This is a genomic window from Pantoea sp. SIMBA_079, assembly GCF_046940275.1.
Classification (GTDB): Bacteria; Pseudomonadota; Gammaproteobacteria; order Enterobacterales; family Enterobacteriaceae; genus Pantoea; species Pantoea borealis.
The window spans coordinates 1-387 of the sequence record NZ_JAWRYR010000070.1 but is presented as its reverse complement, the minus strand read 5'-3'; the positions used below and the strand labels follow the sequence as shown (position 1 = coordinate 387).

1 pseudogene is annotated in these 387 nt (G+C 36.4%); it reads right to left on the bottom strand.

Annotated elements, in window-relative coordinates:
- Nucleotides 1-173: 173 nt before the first annotated feature.
- Nucleotides 174-332, bottom strand: a pseudogene (locus tag SB719_RS19130) (IS5/IS1182 family transposase); the annotation flags it as partial.
- Nucleotides 333-387: the final 55 nt, after the last annotated feature.

Sequence of the window (387 nt, the reverse complement as noted above, 5' to 3'; positions counted from 1 at the left end):
CGTTCGGTCTATATTGAAAAGTAGTGGAAATCACCAAAAAATCCCCTCTCTTAATGAGGCTGCTGAAAAACTCACGTTTTTCTAACTAGTACGGTAAATCAAATTAAAAAAAGACGATTCTCATTCGGTACTTGAATGGAAATCGTCTTTTTTTGCTTCTGTTTGTCACTTTTTTAGGCCATTAATTTCAATATTCTTTTCAAGTTAACGGTGAAAATAGCCATTGCTCCTTGTAATTCCATGCCAAGTAGACCCGAGGATTTTGCAACATCATACCCGTGCCTGTGTTTTAATTCACTGTTTTTCGCTTCAATTTTATATCGTTCTTTGGCCACCGCGATATAATATAATCTTAACTCTCATGTACCCCGTTCCATATGTCCAATC